Raw genomic sequence first — 16,798 nt, 5'->3', positions numbered from 1 at the left:
CCGCCGGTCACGGCTCCGCCGCGGTGTCGCGGTAGGGCGCGCAGACCCGCCGGATCCCCTCCCGGAGATCGATCTCGGGTTCCCACCCGGTTTCGGCGGTCATCTTCGAGGCGTCCGCGCAGGTGTCGTGGACGTAGACGCTCTCGGGAATCGGGTTCTCGACGTACTCGGGGTCGATCTCGGTGCCGAGCTCGTCGTTGAGCAGCTCGACGACCGTCTCGAAGTCGTGGGCGGTCCCGGTGCCGAGGTTGTAGACGCCCGTGAGCTCGTGGTCGGCCGCCAGCTCGAGGCCGCGAACGATATCGTCGACGTGGGTGAAATCCCGCGTCTGGGAGCCGTCGCCGTAGAGTTTCGGTCGGCGGTCGTGGGCGAGGTCGTCGGCGAACTGGGCGATCACGTTGGCGTACTCCTCCTTGTGGGCCTCGCCGCCGCCGTACCCCTGGTAGACCGAGAACAGTCGCATCCCGGCCGTGTTCATGTCGTAGTGGTTGGCGAAGTACTCGGCGTAGCGCTCGCGGGCGAGTTTCGAGGCCTCGTAGCCGGTGTTGGCCGCGATCGACATATCCTCCGGCGAGGGCTCGGTCCGGCTGCCGTAGATCGAGGAAGTCGACGCGTAGACGACGGTGTCGCAGCCGTCCTCGCGGGCCTGCTCGACCGTGTTGACGAAGCCCTCGACGTTGACGCGGGCGCCTCGCGCGGGTTCGTCCTCGTGCATCGCATACGAAGACAGCGCCGCGAGGTGAAACACGACGTCGACGTCGGTCGGGAGGTCGTCCTCGAGCACGCTGCGGTCGCGGAAGTCGACGCTCGCGTCGAGGTTCTCGGAGGTCCCGAGCGAGCGGTCGTCGACGACGACGACCTCGTTGTCGCTGGCGAGACGGTTCGCGAGGTTCGACCCGATGAACCCGGCGCCGCCGGTTATGAGGACGCGTTGATCGTTCACGATCGTTCTTGTCGGGCGTCGTCGCATAAGCTTCTCGCTCTCGCCCGACGCGCGAGCCGTCTCGTCGGTCGCGATCCCGCGGTCGTTCGCCGCCGCGAGACCGTTCTGCGGGGGTTTATGCCGCCACTCGGACAACCACCTGCAACGCATGATCACCGTCCGTTGTTGATCGTGATCGCGAACCGCCAGGGCTTGCTCCAGGCGACCGACTCGCCCTCGTAGCGCTTCCGGAAGCGTTCGAACTGGTAGGCGACCTGTTCGTCGTCGCAGATGACGTCCCGGACGCGGTTGCGCACCCCCGGGTCGGCCCACTCGCGCATCTCCGGATCGTAGTGCTCCCAGGCGCGGCGCCAGGTCGCCCACCCCCAGACGCCCTGGTAGGTCACGAAGTGGTAGTCCCGGCGGTCGGTCTTCCAGGTCTCGAGACGGTTCGTCCCGTTGACCGACATGATCCGCTCGTCGTCGCGGTAGCGCTCGAGCATCGCCTCGCAGAACTCGAAGAACGACTCGTTGGGCACGCAGTCGTCCTCGACGAAGATCGCCTCCTGCTCGCGCTCGAACACCCAGTCGATCCCCTCGTGGACGCTCGAGACGCCGTGGTTTCGCTCGCGGTACGTGCGACGGACGTCGCAGTCCCAGTCGATCCGGTCCTCGACGGCGGCGCGGGCGGCCGCGCAGCGCTCGGCGTCGCGCTCGTCGACCGGGCCGTTGGCGACGACGTACAGCGTCTCGGGCTCGACCGCCGCGACCGCCTCGATCATCCGCGCGGTGGTGTCCGGCCGGTTGTAGAGAAACACCGCGACGGGCGTCTCGCAGTACGCTCCCATCCCTCAGCGTCCCCCGTCGGACGCCCGCTCCTGACTCGAGTGCTCGTCGCTTCCCATACGGACGACAGCCCGTCACCGCAACTAAACGATTGCGCTGACGGCCCGCCCGACGGCCCCGCACCCGCCCGCAGGGCGCGCTGAGCGTAACCTTATTGCACGGATGGTCGGGAATCCGTGTATGATCGTTCCCGCCCTCGAGGGTGGTCCCGAATGAGCGAGCCGCGGGTGTCGGTGATCGTCCCCATCTACGACGATCCCGAGGGTCTTCGCCGGACGCTTTCGTCGCTGGTCGACTAGACCGTCGACGACTACGAGGTCGTCGTCGCCGACAACGGCTCGACCGACGAGACGCCCCTCGTCGCGCGCTCGTACCGGGACTCCAATCCGGAGCTGCTCACCCTCGTCACCGAGTCGGAGGTCCAGGGCTCCTACGCCGCGAGAAACGCGGGCATCCGGGCCGCCGGCGACGACGCCGCGATCCTCGCCTTCCTCGACGCCGACTCGACGGTCGAGGCCGACTGGCTCGAGCGGGCGGTCGCCGCGATGGACGCGACGGGGTGTGACTACATGGGGTGTCGAGTCGAGATCCTCGAGGCCCCCGACGAGGGGCTCGTCGGGCGGTACAACCGGCTCTCGGGGTTCCCGACGATCGCGTTCAGGATGTCGTCGGACCCCTCCTCGTCGAAGTACGAGACCTCCGCGCGGAGGGCACTTCCGAACGCGTCGGTCTGGAGGTGCCGAACGTACCGGGTCTGCAGAGCGATCCGGAGCCACTCGACGAGAAACGTCGTCGCGAACCGCACAGCCATGATCGCGATGACTCCGAGAACGACCGTTCCGAGCGAGAAGGAGATCCCCAGCGTGTCGTAGATCGCGACGAAGAGGCCACCTCGCCGCTGGCGTCGGCCGTCGGGTCGCCGGGCTGCTGGACGATCTCGACGATCGGGATGATAAAGCTGATTCCGATCCCCTCGAGCAGCGCGGTCACGACGCTGGCGGCGACGATGGCGGCAGTAAGGACGGGGCGAAACGTCGCGACCTTGTAGAGCCCGCGAAGCTTCTCCCGGCGAGAGATATCTTGCGTATCCATCTACTGAACCCGATTTCATAGCCGAACCACTATAAGATTATTACTCTCTATCGCGGCGAAGATTTACCCGCTCGTCGCCGACGAGCGGGTTTTCGCGACGAAGTGGTCCACCGCCTTCCCGCGCCGTCGAACGTCGCGGAACTGCTCGAACCGATCCTCGGCGACGGAGTGGTCGACGGTCTCGCATCGCTCGAGTGCCGGTTCCGGCGGGACACAGCCACGTCGCGATTCCGCGGTCGCTAGATCGGTTCCGTAACGAGTACCTGAGACGAGTTGTATCCGTTCTCCTCTAGGATACTACTAGTCCGAAGGACTCAGCTTCGCGACTTTCGATCCGAAGTCGACGCCCTCGGCAGCGGACGCGGGCTCGAGTCGCGGACCGACCGACGGGAACCGCAGCGCCGTTCCGCGGGGCACTCACGAGGGATGCGCGGACGAACCGCGGTCCGTCGGTGCCGCCGCCGACGCCGAAGCGGGCGCCGTGCGGGAATCGGTCGGTCGCGTATCGGCGCCGGCGTCGTCAGCGCCGCTCGCGGCGGCGGACCGCGGTTCGATCGACCGACGACCGGGCCGACCGTTCGCCGTTCGTCGATCGACCGTCGATTGCGGCGAACCGGCCTACTTCTCCGATACTAGTGTGATTATTATAACTGATACGACGATCGATACCGGGTTCGCGCGGCGTCGCCTCGAGCGCCCTTCGGACGTCGGTCACGGTGCCAGCGGACGGATCGACGCGGCCCGGACGCGGAACATTCGGTCGTCTGCCTCCGGACGGCGACGCTTCCGACGACCGCAGCGCACTTACTCCGAGGGTTCGTACCGAACCGATATGAATACGACGAGCACGGAACGCGGTGGGAACGCGTGAGGAGGAGCCGTAGCCGGAGGCCCGCGACGTGCGGAGGACGCGCCCGTCCGAACGGAACCGCGCTCGAGTCCCGGCGACGCGATGCTCGCTGACGCGCTCGAGTACCCGAGCAGGGGAGCGCCGACGGTCGGCGTCGCGGGACTCGTCGTCGCCATCGCCGTCGGCTGCCGGTACGTCGTCGAGTTCGTCCCGTCGATCGTCGCGGTGCTTCCCGGCGCGGCGACGGCGCTCGCACTCGCCGTCCTGGTCGGCTACCTGTCCCGGGTCCTCGTCGACGAGGACCGAGCGCCGCCGCGACTCGAGGTCGGCCAGTCGGCGCTGTCGGGGATCAGATCGCTGGGGATCGCCGCGGTCTTTCTCGCGGGACCCGTCGCGCTGTTGCTCACGACGGCGTCGTCGTTCGCCGAAGCGGGAGCCGGCGGAAGCGGCGAGATCCCGGCCGCGTTTCTGGTGAGTTCGACGGCGACGCTGTTTCTCTTCCTCGCGTGCGCGTACGCGCTTCCGGCCGCGGCCGCCGCCGCGACGAAGACGGGGTCGGTGCGTGCGGCCTTCGACCGCGAGCGGGTGGTTCCCGCCCTCGTTCGGCTCCCCTACGTCACCGCGTGGACGACCGGATTCGCGCTGCTCGGCGTCGGACTCGTGCCGATTTCGATCGCGATCCGGTCGGGGGACGTCGCCGGACTGCTCGCGGCACTGTTCGGCGCGTACCTCGTTCTCGCGGGGAGTCGCGTCGTCGCCACCGGATACCGGCGCGCGACGACGGCGGGTACAACGACGCCCATCGACGCCTGATCGGGCCCGCGACGGGGAAACCGAGAAAACGGCGAGGCGACGGGTGCCGACGGCGCTCAGAGGCGCGGTACCTGGGAGTCGGCCGCGTCGAGGCGTCGGTTGTGTAACGCCTCGCCGGACGCCCCGTCGAAGAGGTGGATCGCGGATTCGGGAACGTGAACGGTCACCGTCTGGCCGCTCTCGAAGCGGCGCATCCCGTCGATCGTCGCGATGATCGACTTCCCGCGTACCGACGAGTCGTCGCCGAACTGCAGGTAGACGATGTTCTCGTCGCCCATCGGTTCGATCACGTCGATCGTCGCCGCGATCTCGTGCTCGCCGGAGGGCGCCCCCTCGGAGATCTCGATATCCTCCGGGCGAATTCCGAGCACCGGGTTCGACGACTCGGGAAGTTCGGCCGCGATCTCGTCCGCGATCGGATAGTCGAACGAGTCCGCCTCCAGGACCGCCCCGCCGGGTTCGTCCCGGAGCGTCGTCTCGACGAAGTTCATCGACGGCTCCCCGACGAACCCCGCGACGAACCGGTTCGCCGGCCGGTGGTAGCACTCGAGGGGCGTCCCGACCTGCTGGAGCCGTCCGTCGTCGAGGATCGCGACGCGGTCGCCCATCGTCATCGCCTCGGTCTGGTCGTGGGTCACGTAGACCGTCGTCGTGTCGAGTTCCTCCTGGAGGCGCTGGAGTTCGGTTCGCATCTCCGCCCGGAGCTTCGCGTCGAGGTTCGAGAGCGGCTCGTCCATCAGGAACACCGACGGGTCGCGGACGATGGCCCGACCGAGCGCGACGCGCTGTTGTTGGCCGCCGGAGAGCTCGCCCGGCTTTCGGTCCAGCAGGTCCGCGATCCCCATCATCTCCGCCGTCTCCTCGACGCGTCGTGCGATCTCGTCGTCGGCCATGTCGGTCGATTCCTCGAGCCCGAACGACATGTTCTCCCGGACGGTCATGTGCGGGTACAGCGCGTAGGACTGAAACACCATCGCGATGTCCCGGTTTTTCGCGGGGACGTCGTTTATCACCCGGTCGCCGAGGCGGATATCGCCCGAGCTGATCGACTCGAGTCCGGCGATCATGCGCAGGGTCGTCGATTTGCCACAGCCGGACGGGCCGACGAGGACGAGGAACTCGCCGTCGTCGATATCGATCGATACCCCGTCGACGGCAACGATCTCGTTCCCGTCGTCTTCGGTAAAGACTTTCGTGATGTTGTCGAGTGTCGTTTGTGCCATAGTCAGAACCTCGCTGCGGGTCGAATCGGTCGTCGGGCGGTCATACGCGAACCCCCTCCGCGAACTTGTCTGCGAACAGGAGGTACACGATCAGGGTCGGCAACGCCGTGATCAGCGCGCCCGCCATCCGGAGCGGGTAATCGACGCCCTCGAGGGCCTCGCCGAGCCCCGACAGGATCAGCGTCGTCGAGGCGGCGGGATCGTTGACGCTCCCGATGAGCGTCAGCGAGAACAGGAACTCGTTCCAGATCTGCGTGAACTGGAAGATGAACACGACCGCGAACATCGGAATCGACAGGGGCAACACGATCCGCCTGTAGATCCGCGAGACGGACGCGCCGTCGAGTCGCGCGGCCTCGATCATCTCCCACGACATCGTCTTGTACTGGGACCGGAACAGCATCGTACAGATCGGGATCCCGTACGCGGTGTGGGTGATGATCAACTCGAGGAGCGTCGCCTGGTGGGACGACAGGACGAGTCCCAGCCGGTGATCGAGCATCGCGTACTGCGACCAGAACTGGGTGAGGGGGATGACGACCGACTGGTAGGGGATGAAGATCCCCGCGATGAACAGGACGAAAACCGCGACCTGTCCGCGCCAGTCGACGAGCGTCAGTCCGTACGCGGCCATGCTCCCCAGCACCGCACAGAGGATCGTCGCGGGGACGGTGAAGACGAGGCTGTTCACCAGCCCCCGCGAGAGGGCGTCGAACGCGAACGCCCACTTCTCGACCGTCGCACCGTCGGGACCCGGGGGAGCGAACGGCTGCGTGTTGATCAGGGCCTCGGAGGTCTTGATCGAGGTGACGAACCCGGACTGAACCGGTATCAGGTAAAAGATCGTCAACCCGACCAACGCCGCGTACAGCCCGACCCGGGTGAGGTCGAACCGATCGGACAGGCGTTCGTCCGCGACGGTTCGTCCGGCCGAAACTGTCTCGTCTGTCATAGGTTACCTCGCTTGTACTGGGTGTACAGGTACGGCGCGATCACGGCCAGCGAGAGGACGAACAGGGTCAGCCCGATCGCGGAACTGTAGGCCCACTCGGAGTTGTTGAATCCCTCGCGCATCATCTTGGTCGCGAGGATGTCCGACCCCTGGCGCGGCCGATAGCCGTCGAAGACCGCGTACAGGAAGTCGAACGCCTTCAACGCGAACAGCACCAGCACGACCGTCGCGCTGACGATCGCGGGACGTAACTGAGGGACGATCACGCGCCGGTACATCCGGAACGTTCCCGCGCCGTCGACTCTGGCGGCCTCGTACTGGGCGGTCGGGATCGACCGAAGCGCAGCGAGGTAGATGACCATCGTGTACCCGCTGAACTGCCAGACCAGCGCGAAGATGACCGCTCCGAGGACGAGTCGCGGGTCGCCGAGCCAGTTGTACGGACCCAGGCCGAACAGCCCGAAGAACTGGTTGATGATCCCGTCGTTGACGTTGTACATCCACCGCCAGAACTGGGCGGTGACGATGAACGACAGGGCGAACGGGAGGAGATACACCGTTCGAAACGTCCGACCGAATCGGATCTCGCGATCGAGCAGGATCGCCAGCACGAGCCCCACGGCCAGACACGCGAGAGTGAAGACGACGAGCAGGACCACCGTGTTCCGGGTCGCCTCCCAGATCGACGGATCCTGGATCATCGCCCAGTAGTTCTGCAGCCCGAGGTCGGTGTAGTCCGGACGACCGAACCCGGAGTGGTCCGTCAGCGACAGGAGGAAGTTCCACCCGATCGCGCCGTAGACGAACAGCCCCATCAGGACCAACGGCGGACCCCAGAACGGCGCCGACTGGAGGAAGTCGCTGTCGCGCCAGCGTCCGGCGGTCGAGCGCTCGTCGGCCGTGCCGCCGTCCGTCCGGACGCGTCGCTCGGTTCGCACGGTCCGTAAAAACGCTACGAGACGTTTCATGTGAACTGTCAGTTAGATTGCGTCCATGAACCCGGCGGTCGCCGCGTCGACGTCGAAGGGGTCCGCGAAGTTGTTGTTGAGAACGTCCTCGAGCGACGACTGGGTGCTCTGGTCGACGGCGAGTCCGTGTGCGAGCGTCGGCGGCTTCTCGGAGGCCGCCTCGAAGTCTTCGATCGTCTCCGTGAGGTAGTCGTTGAACTCCTCGGTCGAGACGTCAGATCTGGTCGGGATCGACCCCTTGTACTGGTTGAACGCGACCTGGGCCGTTTCCCCGCCGGCGAACCGCAGGAACGTCGCCGTCGCCTCGGGGCTCGGGTTGTCGCCCGGATAGATAAAGGAGTCGATGTGGAGGCCGTACATGTCCTCGGTGCCCGGGTATCGGATGGCGTCCCACTCCTCGCCGTACTCGAGATCCTCGTTGATGTACGCGCCGGCGACCCAGTTCCCCTCGTGGATGAACGCGGCGTCGCCGCTCATGATGTCCTGGTTGACCTCGGTGAAGCCGACCGAGGCGGCGTCGTCGTTGATGTAGTTCGAGAGGAGTTCCTCGAGCGTTTCGAACGTGTCGCGGACGGCGGATTCGTCGCCGTCGCCCTCGATGAAGCTCATGTAGGCGTCGTACCCCTGCGTACTGAGCATGACGACCGTCCAGGTTTGCAGGATCGCCCACGCCTCGAGGGACATCGCCAGCGGCGTCGCGTCCGTTTCGGACTCGATCGTCCCGAGGGCGTCGATCAGCGCGTCGACGTCGTCGAGCGACTCGGGGTCGACCCCGGCGTCCTCGAGGACGCCGACGTTGTAGAAGAGGTCGTTCATCCGGTGGGAGCCGATCGGCACGGCCGAATATCCGTCGTCGAACTGGCAGGCCTCGACCGCCTCCTCGACGTGTGCGTCCTCGAGGCCGGCTTCCTCCCAGACGTCCGACTGGATGTCCCCGAGGACGCCGTCGTACTGTTCCAGGTTCGAGCCGGGCCACCCGGCGAACGCGCTCGGCGGATCCCCGCTGTTGAGCCGGGTCGAAACCGTCTGGTCGAGGTTCTCGTTTCCGCCGCCGCCGATCGGCTTGTTATTGAGGTCGACGTCCGAGTGTTCCTCCTCGAACGCGCTGAAAAGCGCGTCCGCGGCTTCCGCTCCGTCGCCGCCGGTCCACCCGTGGAGGACCTCCAGCGTGTTCTCGCTTTCCTCTTCTCCGGTGAGACAGCCCGCGAGCGACGCCATTCCCGCCGCACTCGCTGCCCCTACCCCCTGCAGCACCCGTCGCCTCGAACGCGAGTTATTATTGGACATAGTCCACTCGATTACCTCGAAGAATTAATCTCACTTAATGTTTGTGGTGATGGCTGGCACTCCCCGTGCGGGAGGAACGGGTACGGCGTCGTGCGCTCGCTCTCGGGGACGACGATCGAACGACGACCTCGAGTACAGTTCGACGGGCGCGTCGATTCCCGTTCGTTTCGTTCGCCATCGCCGCACATTTTCTAACAACTCGAAACGATATAACAATTTAAACGTACCTGAGTTTTTCCGACGGCAGAATCGCGGTCTCGATCGGCTCCGAAAGGAGGAGCGTCGGTATCGCCCCCGTCGAGGCGATTCCGGGTTCTCGGGGCGACGCTACAGCCGTCGATCGACCGAGCGACGGCGATCGCTCGAGGTGTCGACCCGAAACCGATCGGTGGTTGCACTCGATATCGAAATTCGGTACCCGGAGGCGACCGCGTACCGGTCGAGCCGGACCCGCGACTACTCGGCGTCGGGAAGCCGCCGCTTCGCCAGCGCCATCGGATCCTCGTCGGCGAAGGGCCGAAGGGAGACGGTAAACGCCATCGGCTCGGGCCGGACCTGGTACTCCGGAAGCGGCGTGGTCGGCGTCCCGCCGACGCCCGTGACCGCGTGGTCGAGATCGAGTCCGACGGATTCGCGCTCTTCGAGTTCGTACCCGTGATCGGCCTCGTCGAGGTTCGCGTACTGCTCGAGATTGACGTGCATCTCGGGGTGGGCGACGGCCGCGAGGCCGACCCCGTCGTCGTTCGCGACGGCGGCCCAGCGAGTTTCGGCCTTGTTCCCGTTGTCCTGTGGCGGCAGGTAGGGAACGTGCTGCTCGTCTACCGACCCCGAGTAGCGGCCGACGCGGACGCCCCACTTGCGGTCGGGCATCGTCTCCTGAGGGCCGCGGCCGTACCACTCGAACTCGCCGAACGAGTCGGGGAGTTCGAGCCGGACGCCGACCTTCGGCAGCCAGTCGCCGATCGCGCTCCGGAGTCGATCGTTGGGGTCCGACTCGACGTCGAGGACGACCTCGCCGGTCCCGAAGACCCGGTACGCGTACCGCGTCGCGAAGCCGGGGCCGTTCCCCTCGTCGTCTGCCTCCTCGAACTCGTCGAGGTCGTACCACAGCACCGCGCTCTCCGGCGGTTCGTCGAACCCGTCCGCGAGGGTCTCGTCGTCGAGCGCGGCGTCGTAGACGGCCGCGGCGTCGACCGTCGTCTCGACGTAGCGGTCCTGGTCGGCGTTTTGCCCGATCCGAACCGGTGCACCGCTCGAGTCGACGCTCTCGACAGCGTGGTCCTCGACGGCCAGCCGCTCGCCGTCGAGGTACAGTCGGAGCTCGTCGTCGTCGCAGACGCCCGCGAGCGTGTGCCACCCCTCGCGTGCCGTCTCGGGGATCGGCGCCTGCAGCGTGACCCAGTCGCCGTCGTAGACGAAGAACTCGAACGCGTCGCCGCCGGCCGTCTTCAGCGCGTACTGGTAGTCACCCTTGGCGAGCAGCGGGCCGTGGTCGGCGTCGTCGATCCCCTCGAAGGTCACCTCGACGGTGAAGCCGGTTTCGGTGAAATCGAGGGCGTCGGGGGTGCCGACCTCGAGGTAGTCGTCCTCGCCGTCCAGCGCGACCGCGGCGCCGGCGGCGCCGTCGACGATCTCCGGATCGCCCCGGAGCGCGCCGTCGGCCCCCGTCGGGGACGCGTCGGGCGTGACCAGTCCGCCGTCCACGGCGGCTCCCTCCGCGAACCCCTCGACGGCGACGCGGGCGACCGAGTCCTCGAGTCGGTCGACCTCGACCGACTCGACGACGTGGCGCAGGTCGTCGAGCCCGGCCTCGTACCAGTCGGGCGCCTGCGCGCCGCCCCAGTCCTGGGCCTCGTTCATGATCGGCGCCCGCCAGGCGTTCAGCAGCGGGCCCCGCTCGAGCAGCTCGGTGCCGTCGTACTCCATCGAGGCGAGGGTGCCGAGCTCGGAGTCGAAGGCGTACTCGAAGCCGTCTCCCTCGATCGCGATCGTCCCGTCGGACTCCGAAACGGAGAGCCCGGGCATCGCCGCCGCGCGCTCGGTCTCGGGCTCGGGGACGTCGAACGGGACCGCGAACTGCTCGAAGGCGACCTCGTGGCCGGCGTCGGCGTAGTCGGTCGGCTCCGCGAGGCGGACGGAGACGTCGAGCCAGTACTCCGCGCCCGGCACGAGGTCGGGCGCCTCGAAGGGGACGGTGACCGGTCGGGTCTCGCCCGGAGCGATCTCGAGGTCCAGCTCGCCGGAGTCGATCGTTTCGTCGTCGGCGGCGAGCTCCCACCTCGTCTCCAGCGCGGAGAGGTCGGTGAACCCGAAGTGGTTCGTCACGTAGAGCTCGCCGTCCTCGAGGGCGCGCGCCGCGATACCGACGGGCTGGTGGCTCTTCTTGAGCTCCCACATCTCGGGCTGGGGGGTGCGATCCGACCAGAGGGTGCCGTTGAGACAGAACGCCCCGTCAGGTCCCTCGAGGTGGTAGAACTGGAACGGCTCGCCGTCGTCGGTCTCGTCGTTCAGGTCCTGGTTGACCCAGTCCCAGATCCAGCCGCCCTGCAGGCTCTTGTCGCGCGCGAGATCGGCGAAGTCGTACGACAGCGCCGGCTCCCCGGGTGAGGAGTACCCCTCCCCGTCGGGCGCGGCGCCGGAGAGGGTTACCGACTCGAGCGTGACGTCCCCGTCGGCGTCGGGGTCGCCCCCGATCAGGAGGTCGCCGCCGAACTCGAGGCCGTCGGCGGAGTCGCCCTCGACGCCCGCCAGTTCGCCGTCGACGTACAGCCGGAGTTCGCCGTCCGCGCGGACGCCCGCGACAGTGTGTCGGCCGTCCCCGTCGGGGATCGACGCCGCGACCGACGCGTCGCCGACCGCGAACTCGAACTCGCCGTCGGCGGCGCTCAGTTCGTAGCCGTCGGCGACGACCAGCGGGGTCGCGCCGTCGACGTCGCGCACGACGACCTCGACGGTCCCGCCCGTCTCGAGGGACGCGACGTCCGCGGCGCCGCGGACCTCGACGTACTCGCCGCCCTCGAGGGCGACTCGACCGTCCCCTGCGACCTCGGGACTGCCGACGAGGACGCCGTCGTTCTCGCCCGCGCCGTCGCGCGCCCGGCGGACCGGGGGCTGGACGTACTCGGACCACATCTCGTGGATCAGCCCGAGGCTGTTACCCATCGCGTGGTTGTACTCGCCCATCATCACGGGCCGTTCGCCGTCGCCGAGCCCGGAGCCGTCGCCCTCGCCGACCATCCCGTCGGGCATCGGGTAGCGCGGCCCGAGCATGTCGCTGTAGTCGATCGTCCAGCCGCCGCCGTTGGGCTGGTGGTAGAGCTGGCGGGTCGTGTCGACGCCGCGAGGCTCGAGGTCGAGGGCCTCGCCGACGCGGTCGGCATCGTCGGCCCCCGAGAGGTGGCGTGCCTCGAAGGTCGCCGGGATCCGGTCGGCGTTCTCCTCGCCGAGGTTGTCGGCGGCCATCGCGAGGTGCGGCGGTCCCGTCCCGGCCTCGTTGCCCGTCGAGTAGACGAACACGGAGGCGTGGTTCTTGTCGCGCTGAACCATCCGCCGCCACCGGGCGAGGATCTGTTCGTCGAAGGCGTCGACGTTGGCGGCCATCTGCTCCCACCAGTGGGTCTCGACGTTGATCTCGTCCTGGACGTAGATCCCGTACTCGTCGGCCAGCCGGTAGAACGACGGGTCGTTGGGGTAGTGGGAGGTCCGCACGGAGTTGACGTTGAACCGCTTCATGACCTCGAAGTCGGTCCGCAGGGTCTCGATCGGGACGTGCCGTCCGTAGTCGGGGTCGGTCTCGTGGCGGTTCACCCCCCGAACGTTCATCGGCTCGCCGTTGACGCGCCACGCCGAACTCAGCGCTCCCCGTTCGGCCTCGTAGGCCCGGAAGCCGACCTTCTCGAGCAAGACCTCGCCGGGTGCGTCCCCCTCGAGCGGAACCAGCTCCAGGACCAGCGTGTACAGCGTCGGGTCCTCGGCGGACCACTTCTCGGGGTCGCGCACCGCGGTCTCGAGCGAGACGTGGGCCCCCTCGGCGCCGACGGCGGCCGACCCCGACAGCGTCGCGACCTCCCGACCCGCCGACCCCTCCCCCGGCGGGCCGCGGCCGGGGCCCTCCGACGGGCCGTCTCCCGCGTCGCCGGGGCGGGGACCGCGTCCCGGCGCGTCCTCGGGCGGGCCGCGGCCGGGCGTCTCCTCGGGCGGGCCGCGCCGCGGTCCGTCCGAATCGAGAGCGTAGAGACAGCCCCGAAGCTCGTACTCGCCAGGCTCCCCGCCGTCGTTCGCGAGCTCGGCGTCGACCCGCAGCGTCGCGTCCTCGTAGTCGTCGTCGAGGTCGGTCCGGACGAAGAAATCGCGCACCCGGACCCGCGGCGTCGCGTACAGGTAGACGCTCCGGAAGATCCCCGAGTAGCGGAACATGTCCTGGGCCTCGACGGCCTCGCCGTCGGAGAAGCGGTACACCTGGACGGTGACCTCGTGCGTTCCACCGGCTTCGACGCGGTCGGTGACGTCGAACTCGCCGGGCGTCATCGACCCCTGGTGGTAGCCGACGTACTCGCCGTCGACCCAGACGAAGTACGCCTGCCTCACCCCGCCGAAGTGCAGGTGGGTTCGGCGGCCGTCCCAGTCGGCGGGGACCTCGAAGGAGCGACGGTAGACGCCGACGGGATTGTTCTCCAGCGGGACCTCCTCGACGGGGTTCTCGTCGGACGGCGGGTCGTAGTGGTTCCAGGTCAGGTCGGTGTTGGCGTAGATCCGCTGGCCGTACCCACGGGCCTGCCAGCTGCTCGGGACGGCGATCTCGTCCCAGTCGACGTCGTCGTGAGAGTCCGGAACCGCCGCGTAGTTCTCGTAGCGCTTGAACCGCCAGTCCCCGTCGAGCAGCCGGAAGTACGGCGAGCGATCGAATCGGTCCTCGAGGCGCTCGTAGGGAACGTCGGCGGCGACGGCCTGCTCGGTCGACTCGAACGGGACGGTCGTCGTGACGTGGGGCGGTTCGTGGTTCTCCTCGAAGACCGCCGGATCGTCGATGTACGACCGGAGCGTCGCCTCGTCGATCGCGCCCGGGGAGATCCTCGAGGGGGAGGAGCCGTCGGACGCGGCCGCGGCGCCGACGCCGGCGCCCGACGTCAGCGCCGCCATCCCCGTCGCCTGCAGAAACCGCCGTCGCGAGGTCGAGAGCCGTCGCCCGACCGGTTCGGTCTCGGCCGGCTCGTCCGCTCCGCTCATCGGTTCGATCCCCCGCTCGAGACGGTCGCGCGTCGATCGGTATCGATCGTCATTGCTGTTACCATCCGTCACGATACTCGACAGGTGACTATTTAATTGTACTGGTGGTCGTAATTGGATCTCTAGCAAAAAGGACGGTTAGAAACGCGAATGGCGCGCGCGAGCGCGTTCGCGGTCGGTCGAACCGGGTTCCGGATCGGGGTCAGACGGCTCTCTCGAGACGGTCGCGCGTCGAAGGGCTCTCTCGTCCCGTTCCCGGGAGTCACTCCCTGAAGAGGTTCAGTTCGATCTCGTTGGCCGCGCTGACGACCAGTCCCGCGAGGTCCTCCTCGAGTTTCTTCCCGCTCATCCGATCGACGCTCCCGGAGACGCTAATCGCCCCGACGGGTCGGTCGGACGCCGCGATCGGCGCCGCGACGCACTGGACGGACGGGCGGTGCTCCCCGCGTTCGAACGCGAGCCCGCGGTCCCGTATCGAGCGAAGCTCCCGCTCGAGTTCGTCCCTCGAGTCGATCGTCTTGTCGGTTCGCGTCGGCAGACCGACAGTGTCGACGATCTCCTCGACCTCCGCCCGGTCCATCCGCGAGAGGATCGCCTTGCCGCCCGCGGTCGTGTGGAGGGGAACTCGCTCGCCGACGACCGGGAGGGGGGCGTTCCCGTCCGTTTCGCCGCGAGTCGCTCTGTACGCATAGACGCCGTAGCCGTGCTCGGCAACTTGGAGGTTCGTCACCGCGCCGGCGGTGCTGGCGAGGCTCTCGACCGCGGGTCTCGCCGCGCGGACGACCTCGCGGCGTTCCCGGACCCGGTTTCCGAGGCCCAGAAACCGGAGGCTGAGCGAGTAGCGCGTGCCCTCCTTGCGTACGTAGCCCAGCGATCGCAGCGTGTTCAGGTGTTTGTGGACGGACCCGTTCGAAACCCCGGTGCGCTCGGAGAGCTCCGTGATCCCCGCCTCGCCGACCTCGTCGAGGGCCTCGACGATCCGAAACGTCGTCGCCACGGAGCGAACCGGATACGATGTCTCCGACATGGGGGACGGTCAGCGTCGAGCAGCATATATTTTCCTATGGCGAAAACCCTCGACGCCGGGGGCGTCTCTCTCGGGCGGACACGGCGGATCGCGCTCGAGGGACGGCCCGTTCGGCGGCGCGCAAGCGTCGCCGTTCGGTCCGCCCCTCTGTCGGGCCGTACCGCGGGAGGGTATATTTATAACGGACCGGGAGAATCGGTACGCACGAACGGGGCCGTCGGCGGATCGGCGCACCGAGTCGGCGACGCGGTCGGAACGCGTCGCTCCGTCGGTCGAACGGCGGGCGCGGAGCCGTCTCGAGGCCCCTTCCCAACGACTCCCACTATGTCCGAAATCGTCGATTACGACCTGTACGAAGTCCCGCCCCGATGGCTGTTCCTGCGAGTCGAGACCAGCGACGGGCTGGTCGGCTGGGGCGAACCGGTCGTCGAGGGACGGGCCGCAACCGTCCGGACGGCCGTCGAGGAGCTGATGGACAACTACCTGCTCCGGAAGGACCCCGCCCGGATCGAGGACCACTGGCAGACGATGTACCGCGGCGGGTTCTACCGCGGCGGCCCGGTCCTCATGTCGGCTATCGCCGGCATCGATCAGGCGCTGTGGGACATCAAGGGCAAGCGATTCGACGCGCCGATCCACGAACTCCTGGGGGGGCGCGCTCGCGACCGCGTTCGCGTCTACCAGTGGATCGGGGGCGACAGGCCCTCGGAGGTCGGCGAGGCCGCCGCCGAGAAGGTCGAGAACGGCTTCACCGGACTGAAGATGAACGCCACCTCGGAGCTCCGCCGGGTGGACAACCCCGCCGCGGTCGACAACGCGGTCGACCGACTCCGCGAGGTCCGCGAGCGCGTCGGCCCCGAGATCGACATCGGCGTCGACTTCCACGGCCGCGTCTCGAAACCGATGGCCAAGCGACTCGCCGAGGCGCTCGAGCCGTACGAGCCGATGTTTATCGAGGAACCGGTCCTCTCGGAGCACAACGACGCGCTCGGCGACATCGCCCGGCACACGACGATCCCGATCGCGACGGGCGAGCGGCTGTACTCCCGGTGGGACTTCAAGGAGATCTTCGAGAGCGGGGCGGTCGACGTGATCCAGCCGGACCTGTCCCACGCGGGCGGCATCACGGAGGTCAAAAAGATCGCGGCGATGGCGGAGGCGTACGACGTCGCGCTCGCGCCCCACTGTCCGCTCGGCCCGATCGCCCTCGCGTCCTGCGTCCACGTCGACGCGATCTCGCCGAACGCGCTGATCCAGGAACAGAGTCTGAACATCCACTACAACGAAACGAGCGACGTTCTCGACTACCTCGAGAACCGGAACGTCTTCCGGTACGACGACGGCTACATCGAGATCCCCACGGATCCCGGACTCGGGATCGACATCGACCAGGAGTACGTCGAACGGCAGGCCGAGAAGACCGTCAACTGGCACAACCCGGTCTGGCGGAACGACGACGGGAGCGTCACGGAGTGGTAAGCGCCGACCGGGGCCACAGCCGAACCGCCGTCGCTCGGGTTTCCCTCGAGTGAGGGCCCGCCGACGGACCGCTCCGTTCGGCCGACGGCGGTCTCGGGCGAGCGCGACCGGTG

The 16,798-nt window shown here is 67.9% G+C and carries 11 protein-coding genes and 1 pseudogene; 3 read left to right on the top strand and 9 right to left on the bottom strand.

Translation table 11 applies throughout. The features are described from left to right. Positions 1–7 precede the first annotated feature (7 nt). Entirely contained in the window at positions 8–943 is a 936-nt protein-coding gene (locus C492_RS14865) for an NAD-dependent epimerase/dehydratase family protein (protein ID WP_049893117.1), read from the bottom strand. Positions 944–1,095: 152 nt separating this feature from the next. After that, entirely contained in the window at positions 1,096–1,770 is a 675-nt protein-coding gene (locus C492_RS14860) for a hypothetical protein (RefSeq protein WP_008425021.1), read from the bottom strand. 363 nt (positions 1,771–2,133) lie between these two features. Here C492_RS14860 and C492_RS25955 point away from each other — a divergent pair. Continuing rightward, positions 2,134–2,292, top strand: a pseudogene (locus C492_RS25955) (glycosyltransferase family A protein); the annotation flags it as partial. A gap of 41 nt (positions 2,293–2,333) precedes the next feature. On the opposite strand, the gene C492_RS25005 reads toward C492_RS25955, so the two are convergent. Then, on the bottom strand, positions 2,334–2,579 hold the full coding sequence (locus C492_RS25005; protein WP_008425019.1) for a hypothetical protein: 246 nt from the start codon (positions 2,577–2,579) through the stop codon (positions 2,334–2,336). 1,233 nt (positions 2,580–3,812) lie between these two features. Between C492_RS25005 and C492_RS14845 the strand changes: the two genes are divergently transcribed. After that, the gene (locus C492_RS14845) at positions 3,813–4,523 is read left to right on the top strand and encodes a DUF4013 domain-containing protein (RefSeq protein WP_008425015.1); all 711 of its coding nucleotides are present in this window, start codon (positions 3,813–3,815) and stop codon (positions 4,521–4,523) included. Between the two features lie 56 nt (positions 4,524–4,579). On the opposite strand, the gene C492_RS14840 is transcribed toward C492_RS14845, so the two are convergent. From C492_RS14840 to C492_RS14815, 6 genes are all read right to left on the bottom strand, one after another. Continuing rightward, entirely contained in the window at positions 4,580–5,746 is a 1,167-nt protein-coding gene (locus C492_RS14840; RefSeq protein WP_008425013.1) for an ABC transporter ATP-binding protein, read from the bottom strand. A 40-nt stretch (positions 5,747–5,786) separates the two neighbouring features. Further along, entirely contained in the window at positions 5,787–6,698 is a 912-nt protein-coding gene (locus C492_RS14835) for a carbohydrate ABC transporter permease (protein ID WP_008425011.1), read from the bottom strand. Continuing rightward, entirely contained in the window at positions 6,695–7,666 is a 972-nt protein-coding gene (locus tag C492_RS14830; protein ID WP_049893102.1) for a carbohydrate ABC transporter permease, read from the bottom strand. The genes C492_RS14835 and C492_RS14830 overlap by 4 nt, the downstream gene beginning before the upstream one ends. 12 nt (positions 7,667–7,678) lie before the next feature. After that, entirely contained in the window at positions 7,679–8,953 is a 1,275-nt protein-coding gene (locus tag C492_RS14825) for an ABC transporter substrate-binding protein (RefSeq protein WP_049893101.1), read from the bottom strand. Between the two features lie 456 nt (positions 8,954–9,409). Continuing rightward, the gene (locus tag C492_RS14820; protein WP_008425006.1) at positions 9,410–14,179 is read right to left on the bottom strand and encodes a beta-galactosidase small subunit-related protein; all 4,770 of its coding nucleotides are present in this window, start codon (positions 14,177–14,179) and stop codon (positions 9,410–9,412) included. A gap of 262 nt (positions 14,180–14,441) precedes the next feature. Continuing rightward, complete coding sequence (locus C492_RS14815; RefSeq protein WP_008425004.1) at positions 14,442–15,206, bottom strand: IclR family transcriptional regulator; 765 nt, start codon at positions 15,204–15,206, stop codon at positions 14,442–14,444. A 324-nt stretch (positions 15,207–15,530) separates the two neighbouring features. Here C492_RS14815 and dgoD point away from each other — a divergent pair, with 324 nt between their 5' ends. Next, entirely contained in the window at positions 15,531–16,685 is a 1,155-nt protein-coding gene (gene dgoD / locus C492_RS14810) for a galactonate dehydratase (RefSeq protein WP_008425002.1), read from the top strand. Positions 16,686–16,798 lie beyond the last annotated feature (113 nt).

It is taken from the genome of Natronococcus jeotgali DSM 18795 (genome assembly GCF_000337695.1).
Lineage (GTDB): Archaea > Halobacteriota > Halobacteria > Halobacteriales > Natrialbaceae > Natronococcus > Natronococcus jeotgali.
The sequence above is the reverse complement of the archived record's forward strand: the minus strand, read 5'-3'. Positions and strand labels throughout refer to the sequence as shown.

What these genes read in the sequence shown, in the direction of transcription:
- C492_RS14860 (WP_008425021.1), bottom strand. Translation starts at nt 1,770, where the DNA reads ATGGGAGCGTACTGCGAGACGCCCGTCGCGGTGTTTCTCTACAACCGG.
- C492_RS25005 (WP_008425019.1), bottom strand. Translation starts at nt 2,579, where the DNA reads ATGGCTGTGCGGTTCGCGACGACGTTTCTCGTCGAGTGGCTCCGGATC.
- C492_RS14845 (WP_008425015.1), top strand. Translation starts at nt 3,813, where the DNA reads ATGCTCGCTGACGCGCTCGAGTACCCGAGCAGGGGAGCGCCGACGGTC.
- C492_RS14840 (WP_008425013.1), bottom strand. Translation starts at nt 5,746, where the DNA reads ATGGCACAAACGACACTCGACAACATCACGAAAGTCTTTACCGAAGAC.
- C492_RS14835 (WP_008425011.1), bottom strand. Translation starts at nt 6,698, where the DNA reads ATGACAGACGAGACAGTTTCGGCCGGACGAACCGTCGCGGACGAACGC.
- C492_RS14830 (WP_049893102.1), bottom strand. Translation starts at nt 7,666, where the DNA reads ATGAAACGTCTCGTAGCGTTTTTACGGACCGTGCGAACCGAGCGACGC.
- C492_RS14825 (WP_049893101.1), bottom strand. Translation starts at nt 8,953, where the DNA reads ATGTCCAATAATAACTCGCGTTCGAGGCGACGGGTGCTGCAGGGGGTA.
- C492_RS14820 (WP_008425006.1), bottom strand. Translation starts at nt 14,179, where the DNA reads ATGAGCGGAGCGGACGAGCCGGCCGAGACCGAACCGGTCGGGCGACGG.
- C492_RS14815 (WP_008425004.1), bottom strand. Translation starts at nt 15,206, where the DNA reads ATGTCGGAGACATCGTATCCGGTTCGCTCCGTGGCGACGACGTTTCGG.
- dgoD (WP_008425002.1), top strand. Translation starts at nt 15,531, where the DNA reads ATGTCCGAAATCGTCGATTACGACCTGTACGAAGTCCCGCCCCGATGG.